The organism is Sulfitobacter sp. G21635-S1, from assembly GCF_027213915.1.
In the GTDB taxonomy this organism is placed as follows: Bacteria; Pseudomonadota; Alphaproteobacteria; order Rhodobacterales; family Rhodobacteraceae; genus Sulfitobacter.
In genome coordinates this window covers 138,363-147,003 of sequence record NZ_JAPWGV010000013.1, presented here as the reverse complement: position 1 = coordinate 147,003, position 8,641 = coordinate 138,363, and the positions used below count along the sequence as shown (strand labels likewise).

10 protein-coding genes are annotated in these 8,641 nt (G+C 60.1%); 7 read left to right on the top strand and 3 right to left on the bottom strand.

Annotation, left to right across the window (positions count from 1 at the left end; genetic code table 11):
• The first annotated feature begins 291 nt into the window (after positions 1-291).
• Complete coding sequence (locus O4H53_RS14290) at positions 292-765, top strand: hypothetical protein (protein WP_269364703.1); 474 nt, start codon at positions 292-294, stop codon at positions 763-765.
• A 13-nt stretch (positions 766-778) separates the two neighbouring features.
• Positions 779-1,210, top strand: coding sequence for a hypothetical protein (locus tag O4H53_RS14285; protein WP_269364701.1), 432 nt, complete (start codon positions 779-781; stop codon positions 1,208-1,210).
• Between the two features lie 15 nt (positions 1,211-1,225).
• Here O4H53_RS14285 and O4H53_RS14280 read toward each other — a convergent pair whose 3' ends face one another.
• A complete protein-coding gene (locus tag O4H53_RS14280; RefSeq protein ID WP_269364699.1) occupies positions 1,226-1,786 on the bottom strand; it encodes a hypothetical protein in 561 nt (186 codons plus the stop codon).
• A gap of 262 nt (positions 1,787-2,048) precedes the next feature.
• Between O4H53_RS14280 and O4H53_RS14275 the strand changes: the two genes are divergently transcribed.
• From O4H53_RS14275 to hpaH, 5 genes are read left to right on the top strand one after another with little or no spacing between them, the layout of a single operon-like run.
• Positions 2,049-2,438, top strand: coding sequence for a 5-carboxymethyl-2-hydroxymuconate Delta-isomerase (locus O4H53_RS14275; RefSeq protein WP_269364697.1), 390 nt, complete (start codon positions 2,049-2,051; stop codon positions 2,436-2,438).
• A gap of 43 nt (positions 2,439-2,481) precedes the next feature.
• Positions 2,482-3,990 carry a 5-carboxymethyl-2-hydroxymuconate semialdehyde dehydrogenase gene (gene hpaE, locus O4H53_RS14270; RefSeq protein WP_269364695.1) on the top strand — a complete coding sequence of 503 codons (1,509 nt, stop codon included), beginning with the start codon at positions 2,482-2,484 and terminating at the stop codon, positions 3,988-3,990.
• A 48-nt stretch (positions 3,991-4,038) separates the two neighbouring features.
• Positions 4,039-5,022: a 3,4-dihydroxyphenylacetate 2,3-dioxygenase gene (hpaD, locus tag O4H53_RS14265; protein WP_269364693.1), complete on the top strand. Its 984-nt coding sequence runs from the start codon at positions 4,039-4,041 to the stop codon at positions 5,020-5,022.
• Between the two features lie 8 nt (positions 5,023-5,030).
• Complete coding sequence (locus O4H53_RS14260) at positions 5,031-5,885, top strand: fumarylacetoacetate hydrolase family protein (protein WP_269364691.1); 855 nt, start codon at positions 5,031-5,033, stop codon at positions 5,883-5,885.
• Positions 5,882-6,682, top strand: coding sequence for a 2-oxo-hept-4-ene-1,7-dioate hydratase (gene hpaH / locus O4H53_RS14255; RefSeq protein ID WP_269364690.1), 801 nt, complete (start codon positions 5,882-5,884; stop codon positions 6,680-6,682). The genes O4H53_RS14260 and hpaH overlap by 4 nt, the downstream gene beginning before the upstream one ends.
• A 62-nt stretch (positions 6,683-6,744) precedes the next feature.
• On the opposite strand, the gene O4H53_RS14250 is transcribed toward hpaH, so the two are convergent.
• Together O4H53_RS14250 and puuE are read right to left on the bottom strand one after the other, a co-directional pair.
• On the bottom strand, positions 6,745-7,227 hold the full coding sequence (locus tag O4H53_RS14250; protein WP_443069606.1) for an ureidoglycolate lyase: 483 nt from the start codon (positions 7,225-7,227) through the stop codon (positions 6,745-6,747).
• Positions 7,224-8,636, bottom strand: a complete 1,413-nt coding sequence (gene puuE, locus O4H53_RS14245; protein WP_269364688.1) for an allantoinase PuuE — start codon at positions 8,634-8,636, stop codon at positions 7,224-7,226. Before puuE ends, O4H53_RS14250 begins: the two co-directional genes overlap by 4 nt.
• Positions 8,637-8,641 lie beyond the last annotated feature (5 nt).

Here is an 8,641-nt window from a genome sequence, read left to right as displayed (position 1 = left end):
CGTGACAATCGTCAACGCCCTCGTCAAATCAGGCCAGAAATGGTCCACTCAGACCGTCTGAGAAATACAGTTGCTAAGAGCGCGCGCAGGGTCTGAACAGCCCGAAGTGCGCGCGCATCCGACCCTGGTTGCAACGCTGTTCTTTATCGAGACTGCAACAGGCGATAGAGTGTCCCTGATCTGGTTCACGTCGGTCCGCAGCTCTATGCTGCAGCCGTTTCATACCTATCCCGATGATCGCGGAGGCCAAGAGACATGCAAACCACCAGGATGACACTTGTTGTCGCAACCTTGACTGCACTGACCTCCACCCCCGTCACGGCCCAGACCCTGGCAGAAATACTTGCACCGCGCCCGGATACCTACGCCTGCTGGCAGCGCAGCTATTCGGCGGATCATCTTGCCGAACACCCCCTGCAAAAGGTCACCGAGGTCTTCTTTCACCTCAGCTATTACGAAATGGAGCATCACGAGGCGGGCAAGGGCAATTATTCCTTCTCGGTCGATTTCACCACCCGTGAGCGCAAGGGCGGGGCCGGCGGGCTGTGTCATCAGGATGATCAGGGCCAGGTGATCTGCGGCGGCGATTGCGACAGTGGCGCCCTGACGATCCGCAACGCCCGGACCGAAGGATCGCTGTTGCTGGAGCTGACATCGGGCGGCATGACCTTGACAGATTGCGGCGACGATACGCCTTTTTACCTCCCGGCCGAACCGGATGATACGCTTTTTCTGGTCCATCCTGCGCATTGCCCCGCAGATTAACAGGCACCGGCAAGTGACAGCAAAACCCCCAAGCCGCCTGTGGCAGGTGTTTTCCGGCCCCGAAGCATTGGAAGCCTTGCCGGACGACGGTCACCGCTCTCCCTGGAGCTTTCCGGCGCAGGTGCGCATTCCGATGGAGCATTGGGAGGCGATCTTGGGTTTTGCGCGCCGTCTTGATCCGGCGGGCGCGGAGTTGCTGGCGCATGCCTCCTTCCTTGACGGAACCATGCTCGCGCCCGGGGCAGAAGCCGATTTTCTGGCGTTTCTTGAAACCTTGGCAAAAGCCGTTCTTGAGGCCGCCCCGCTGACACCCGATGAGAGCGACCCGGCCCTGATACCGGAACCGATGCCAAATATGTCACACGCGCAGATGCTGCGCGATATTGTCCGCCTTGCCAATCGCACGCGGCAACATGGGATGACTTTTGACAGCTGGGTCGATTGACCTGCCGGGCGCGCCTTACGGTGCGTCGATGGTTAATGAAATATCGCGCGCAACCCCATCCGGCGCGGCAAGCAGCAGATAGAAATCACCACCAATCGCGATCAGCTGCGCCGTAAACTTCTGTTCCGCGCCCGGCGCGACATCTGTGCGTAGATACCCTTTGAGGATCAGCCCCTCTTCGGGTGGTTCCTGATTGCGCACCGGCTTGTCAACAAAGACGGCGGCCAGTTGCCACAGATCGACATCAACATGGCTGTAAACCTGCAATGCACCCTCGCCTGAACGGGCGGTGCCGCTGATCTGTATCTTTCTGCCATAGTACAGAGTGTTGTCGGTCCGGGCCAGTTTCAGGCGAAACCGACCCGTGAGTTCCTCGATCGAGACTGAGCCGCTGACACTGGACGACCCGCCGCTGGAAAAGCGGGTGGCAAGGTGTGATCTGACACCTTGCGCACGGCCATTGTCGCCGGGGACAGCCTCAACAAAACCGCTTTCCAGATATTTCTCTTTAAAGGCAAGGGCCTGGCACCATTGCCGATCATGAGGGCTCAGCCGGTCATTGTTGTTGAAATCCATGCAATCCGGACGCGGCGCGGCAGCGACGGCGGAACAGGCCAGCAGGCCGGTCAAAAGTGCAGAGGCAAAGAATGACGTCATCTCACGTATCATAGGCGCTTCGTCACCTTGCTCCAAGCTCCTGTCTGGCGCGTCAGATCGTGCTGCATCGCTTTCCGGAACCTCCAGATCGAACAGCCCATATCGCGTGCGAATTGTTAACGCGTTATCTGTTGACAGGGACTTATTTATTTAACATGTTATATTTAATTCGGGAGGAATCATGCCGCATCTCACCATCGACTATTCTCCATCTCTTGAAGCGCGCGCGGACATTCCTGCCCTTTGCACTGCGCTGCATAAGGTCATGGTGCGTTCGAACGTCTTCCCGACTGCCGGAATCCGTATCCGTGCCCACAAGGCGGATCATTTCATCGTCGCAGATGGACAAGGGGAAAATGACTTTCTGGCCATGACGCTCAGCGTCGGGGCCGGGCGTGGCACGGACCAGCTGAAGGCGGCAGGCGATGCATTGTTCTCTGCCGCGCAAGAGGTCCTGAAAAATCCGCTGGCTTCCCCCCATTTTGCGCTTTCGCTCGAAATCAGGATCATCGACCCGGATCTCAGCTGGAAAGACACGCCAATTCACGCCCGCCTTACCGGCCATTCCTGAGGATGTCTTTGACGTCTTGCCGCCCAGATACACGAGGACTTCCATGACCGTTCTAGACAACAATCTGAAAATGCTCGACGGCTTCCTGGCCCGCTTTCGCGACACCGGCATCCTGAACCGCATTGCCGGGCAGGATGTTGCGGGCAGCGGGGGAGTTTTCCAGACAACCTCTCCGGTCGACAAAAGCGTGATTTGCGACGTGGCACATGGCACCGCGGCAGACATCGACGCGGCGGCAAGTGCCGCACATGACGCTTTCCCGGCCTGGCGCGACCTGCCAGCGCTTGAGCGCAGGAAAATCCTGATCCGGGTGGCCGAAGGCATCGAGGCAAGGGCCGAGGAAATCGCACTCTGCGAATGCTGGGACACCGGCCAGGCCTATCGCTTCATGTCCAAGGCGGCGCTGCGCGGTGCCGAGAATTTCCGCTATTTTGCCGATCAGGTGGTGCAGGCCCGTGATGGTCAGCACCTGAAATCACCGACGTTGATGAACATTACCACCCGCGTGCCCATCGGCCCGGTGGGCGTCATCACCCCATGGAACACGCCCTTCATGCTGTCCACATGGAAGATCGCCCCCGCGCTGGCCGCCGGCTGCACCGTGGTGCACAAACCTGCCGAAGCCTCGCCCCTGACCGCACGACTGCTGGTCGAGATTGCAGAGGAAGCAGGCCTGCCGCCGGGCGTGTTGAACACCGTCAACGGCTTTGGCGAGGGCGCGGGCAAGGCGCTGTGCGAACATCCGAAAATCAAGGCCATCGCCTTTGTCGGGGAAAGCCGCACCGGCAGCCTGATCACCAAACAGGGCGCCGACACGCTGAAACGCAACCATCTGGAACTGGGCGGCAAGAATCCCGTCATCGTCTTTGACGACGCCGATCTGGAACGTGCGCTGGATGCGGTGATTTTCATGATCTACTCGATCAACGGCGAACGCTGCACCTCTTCCTCGCGCCTGTTGATCCAGGACAGCATCCGCGAAGAATTCGAAGCCAGGCTGGTCGCGCGTGTGAACAACATCAAGGTCGGCCATCCGCTGGATCCGGCAACCGAGATCGGTCCGCTGGTCACCGAGGAACATTACAACAAGGTCACCCGCTATTTCGACATCGCCGTTGAGGACGGTGCAACCGTCGCTGCCGGTGGCGAAAAACTGGGTGACGAAGGCTATTTCGTGCGCCCGACCCTGTTCACCGGTGCGAACAACCAGATGCGCATCGCACAGGAGGAAATCTTTGGCCCGGTGCTCACCTCGATCCCCTTTTCGACCGAAGAGGAAGCCTTGCAGATTGCGAATGACATCCCCTACGGGCTCACCGGCTATGTCTGGACCAACGACCTGACCCGCGCGCTGCACTTTACCGACAAGCTGGAAGCAGGCATGATCTGGGTCAATTCCGAAAACGTCCGCCACCTGCCGACCCCTTTCGGCGGGGTCAAGGCCAGCGGCATCGGTCGTGACGGCGGCGACTGGTCATTCGAGTTCTATATGGAACAGAAACACATCGGTTTTGCCACCGGCCAGCACAAGATCGCCCGCCTGGGTATCTGATGCCGCTTTGGACAATTGCGCGACAGCCTCGCGCAGCAGGAGAATTTCATGCCCATTCCCACACCCAATCTTTACCCCGCGTTCAACATCATCCGGCTAAGCCATGTGTGCCTGAACGTGTCTGATCTGGCCGCATCAAAAAAGTTCTACGCCGAGATCCTGGGCCTTCAGGTCACCGACGAAAGCGACAGCCACGTCTATCTGCGCGCGATGGAAGAGCGCGGGCATCACTGCGTGATCCTGCAGAAATCGGACCTGCCCGGCACGGTCGAAGTGATGGGTTTCAAGACTTTCGACGAGGCTGATCTGGACAAGGCCGAAGCCTATTTCAAAGGCAAGGGCCGCCCGACATCCTGGGTCGAGCGCCCTTATCAGGGCCGCACCCTGCTGACCTCCGACAACATGGGCATCCCGCTTGAGTTTTATCACAAGATGGACCGGCTGGCGCCGATCCACCAGAAATACGCGCTCTATCGGGGGGTGAAACCCCTGCGCATCGACCATTTCAACTGCTTCAGTCATGACGTCGATGCCTCCGTCGCCTTCTATTCCGACTTCGGCTTCCGGGTGACGGAATACACCGAGGACGAAGACAGCAAGAAGCTCTGGGCAGCCTGGATGCACCGCAAGGGCGGCGTGCATGATATGGCGTTCACCAATGGCACCGGTCCGCGCATGCACCATCTCGCCTTCTGGGTGCCAACCCCGCTGAACATCATTGATCTGCTCGATCTGATGGCAACTTCCGGCTATGTCGACAACATCGAACGCGGACCGGGCCGTCACGGCATCTCGAACGCCTTCTTCCTCTATATTCTTGACCCCGATGGACACCGGATCGAAATCTATTGCTCGGATTACCAGACGGTTGACCCGGATCTTGAGCCGATCAAGTGGGACCTCAAGGACCCGCAACGCCAGACGCTTTGGGGCGCACCCGCGCCGGAAAGCTGGTTCAGGCACGGAACCAGTTTTGTCGGAGTCGAGACCGCTGAGTCGACGATCAAAGCCAGCCCGATCATCGCGCCATGAGTGTCCCCATGAAATTTGCAACTTTCACATCCGGCGGTAAGACCTTTTACGGTGCGGTCACCGAAACGGGCATGATTGCCCTGAACGACGCATTCCCCGAATGGCCAACGCTGTTTGACGCGGTGCAGGCCGATGGTCTGGCCACGCTGGCACAGGCCGCCGAGGGCAAACCCGTCACGCACACAGGTGTGCAATATGAGATGGTCCTGCCCAACGCCCGCCGCATCCTTTGCGTCGGCGTGAACTTTCCCGACCGCAACGCCGAATACAAGGACGGCAGCGAACAGCCGAAGTACATGTCGCTGTTTCCACGTTTTGCCAGTGGCTTTACCGGCCACGACCGCCCGCTGATCCGCCCGCCCGAAAGCCACCAGCTCGACTACGAGGGCGAGGTTGCCATTGTCATCGGCAAGGGCGGCCGGCGCATCCCGCAGGCCAGCGCTTACGACCACATTGCCGCCCTGACGCTGTGCAACGAGGGCACCATCCGCGACTGGGTGCGCCACGCCAAGTTCAACGTGACGCAGGGCAAGAACTGGGACAAGTCGGGCGCGATCGGCCCGTGGCTGGTGCCCTTCACCGACGCCGCCCAGCTGGACGAGGCGCGCATCATTACGCGCGTGAACGGCGAAGTCCGGCAGGACGATGTGCTGTCGCGCATGATGCACCCGGTCCGCCGCGAGATCGAATATATCTCGACCTTCATGACGCTGGAGCCGGGCGACATCATTGTGACCGGCACGCCCACCGGGTCCGGGGCACGGCTGGACCCGCCGCAATACCTGAAACCCGGCGACGTGGTCGAGGTTGAGGTGGCGGGCATCGGCACCCTGCGCAACACCGTCGAGGATGAAGTGTTATGACGCCCCAGGATCACGCCCGCGCCGCCGCCGAGCTGCTGGCGGCAGAGGAAAGCGGCGACCAGATCGGCCTGCTCAGTCTGCGCCATCCGGAGATCGGGATGGATGACGCCTATGCGGTGCAGAATGCGATTTGTACGGCCAAGCTGGCCCGGGGCCGCAGGGTGATCGGCTGGAAGATCGGCCTGACCTCCAAGGCGATGCAATATGCGCTGGGGATCGACATCCCCGACAGCGGCATCCTGTTTGACGATATGGCCTTCGATCACGGCGCCACTGTGCCCGCGGGCCGGTTCATTCAGCCGCGTATCGAGGCCGAGATTGCCTTTGTCCTGAAATCCGCCATCGGCGGCGCTGATGTGACCCGCGACGAGGTGATCGCGGCCACCGATTATGTCGCCCCGGCCATCGAGATTCTCGACACCCGGATTGTGCGTGTCGATGCCGAGACGGGCAAATCCCGCAGCGTCTTTGACACCATCAGCGACAATGCGGCCAACGCGGGTATCGTGCTGGGTCCGCAACGCCACGCGGTTGATGCCTTTGACCTGCGCTGGGTCGGTGCGATCACCACGCGCGATGGCGCGGTCGAAGAAACCGGCCTGGGTGCCGGCGTGCTGAACGATCCGGTGGAAAGCGTGGTCTGGCTGGCCCGCCGCATGGCGCAATACGGGCAGAGTATCGAACCCGGTCAGGTGGTCCTGTCAGGCAGTTTCATCCGCCCCGTCGAATGCCCGCCGGGCAGCGTGATCACCGCCGATTTCGGGGATTTCGGGGATGTAGCACTCTCTTTCGGCTGAAGAAACTCCGGGCCTGCGCTGCGCAACTGTTGAGACGCGGCAGCGGCAGGCGGAGTCGGCTGTTATTCGATCAGATAGTCCTCTTTGAACCAGTGTTCTTCCAGGTTCGCGCCCTCACCGATACGGTCAACGACGGCAAAAAGACCAGGCTCCGAAAGCGGGGCCAGGACGCCATGCCATGTCCCCCGGTGAAAATTGATGGCCTGACCCGGTGCCGTCAGAAACGCCCTTGGGTCTACCGGAGTGCCATTGTCGTCCCGGCAGACCACGACGAGAAAGGGATCGGCTGTCATCGGCACGAAGGCCTGGCTGCCTTCCGGGTGCCGTTCGACCATCTTCAATTTCAGCGGCAGGGTTTCCATTTCGCCCTTGAAAATGCTGATCCCCGCGCGCCCGTCAGAAAAATCGAGACGCGCCCGGTCGTGGTATCGGCCACATTTGCCCTGATTGATGAGCTTGTCGGCTGTGCCGGAAGCGTCCAGCAGGTCACCATAGGGTTCAAAGGACTTGGCCGTCAGTTTTTCCAGCTTGAGGGGAATGGTCATGATCCGAATTTCTCCAAAAGCCGCAGTTCCGCGATGCGTTCAACCTGTCGGCAGGCTTCGGCAAATTCCGTATCCCTGTCGTTGCCGATGCGTCGTTTGAAAGCCGCCCCGATGCTGGCCTTGGTATTGTCCTTGACCGCGATGATAAAGGGAAAGCCGAATTTGGCGGTGTAGGTTTCGTTCAGTTCGGTGAAGTCGGCACGCTCCTGATCCGTGAGCTTGTCCAGACCCGCGCCCGCCTGTTCGGCGGTGCTTTCACGGGTCAGCCGCCCTGCTGCTGCAAGTTTCCCGGCCAGATCAGGGTGCGCGGTAAGCACGCTCAGACGCTGCTGCTCTGACGCGCCCCGAAACACGCCGGAAAGGGCCTGATGCACACCCTGCGCCGTGTCATGGGTCAGTCCCAGTTCACCGTCAAAGGCAGCTTCGGCGATCCATGCAGAATGCTCGAATATCCCCCCGAATTCAGAGACAAAGGTGGCGCGGTCCATCTCTGACGGTCTGTTGAAAGTCACAGGCGGGTTCTGACTGATCCAATGCTGTGCGATTTGATGGCGTGTCGCAAACCAGACGCCTTCATGTGACTTCATGTATTCAATCACTCGGCGCAGGGCTGCGGCGCGGCCGGGCCGTCCGATCAACCGGCAGTGCAGGCCGATGGACAGCATCTTTGGCGCACCGCCCTCGCCTTCCTCGTAGAGGAAGTCAAAGCTGTCCTTCAGATAGGATTCAAACTGATCCCCGTTGGTGAAACCGGCCTGAATGGCAAACCGCATGTCGTTGCAGTCCATCGTATAGGGGACAATCAGCTGGTGCCGGCCTGTGAAGGTCATCCAGTAGGGCAGATCGTCGGCATAGCTGTCGGCAACATAGTCGAACTGCCCCGTTTCAGCGGCCAGACGCACCGTGTTGTTTGAACACCGCCCGGTGTACCAACCCCGCGGCGCTTCGCCCACGGCCAGTGTATGCACCCGGATCGCTTCGGCAATCTGCGCGCGCTCTTCTTCTTCCGGCATGTCCTTGTGCTCGACCCATTTTAGACCGTGGCTGGCAATCTCCCAATCCGCGGCCTTCATGGCGGCAACCTGTTCCGGGGCGCGCGCAAGGGCGGTTGCCACGCCGTAGACCGTGACCGGTACATCCCTGAGCATCCGGTGAAGTCGCCAGAAACCGGCGCGCGATCCATATTCATAGATCGATTCCATGTTCCAATGCCGCTGCCCCGGCCAGGGTTGTGCGCCTGTAATCTCAGAAAGAAAGGCCTCCGACGCGGGATCCCCATGCAGGATGTTGTTCTCGCCGCCTTCTTCATAGTTCAGGACAATCTGAACAGCGATTTTTGCGCCATTTGGCCAATTTGCAGCTGGCGGTGTGGCACCATATCCGGTCATGTCGCGCGGGTATCGGGTCATTCTCT

Coding starts and splice junctions, on each gene's coding strand:
- O4H53_RS14280 (WP_269364699.1), bottom strand. CDS start 1,786: ATGGATTTCAACAACAATGACCGGCTGAGCCCTCATGATCGGCAATGG.
- O4H53_RS14275 (WP_269364697.1), top strand. CDS start 2,049: ATGCCGCATCTCACCATCGACTATTCTCCATCTCTTGAAGCGCGCGCG.
- hpaE (WP_269364695.1), top strand. CDS start 2,482: ATGACCGTTCTAGACAACAATCTGAAAATGCTCGACGGCTTCCTGGCC.
- hpaD (WP_269364693.1), top strand. CDS start 4,039: ATGCCCATTCCCACACCCAATCTTTACCCCGCGTTCAACATCATCCGG.
- O4H53_RS14260 (WP_269364691.1), top strand. CDS start 5,031: ATGAAATTTGCAACTTTCACATCCGGCGGTAAGACCTTTTACGGTGCG.
- hpaH (WP_269364690.1), top strand. CDS start 5,882: ATGACGCCCCAGGATCACGCCCGCGCCGCCGCCGAGCTGCTGGCGGCA.
- O4H53_RS14250 (WP_443069606.1), bottom strand. CDS start 7,227: ATGACCATTCCCCTCAAGCTGGAAAAACTGACGGCCAAGTCCTTTGAA.
- puuE (WP_269364688.1), bottom strand. CDS start 8,636: ATGACCCGATACCCGCGCGACATGACCGGATATGGTGCCACACCGCCA.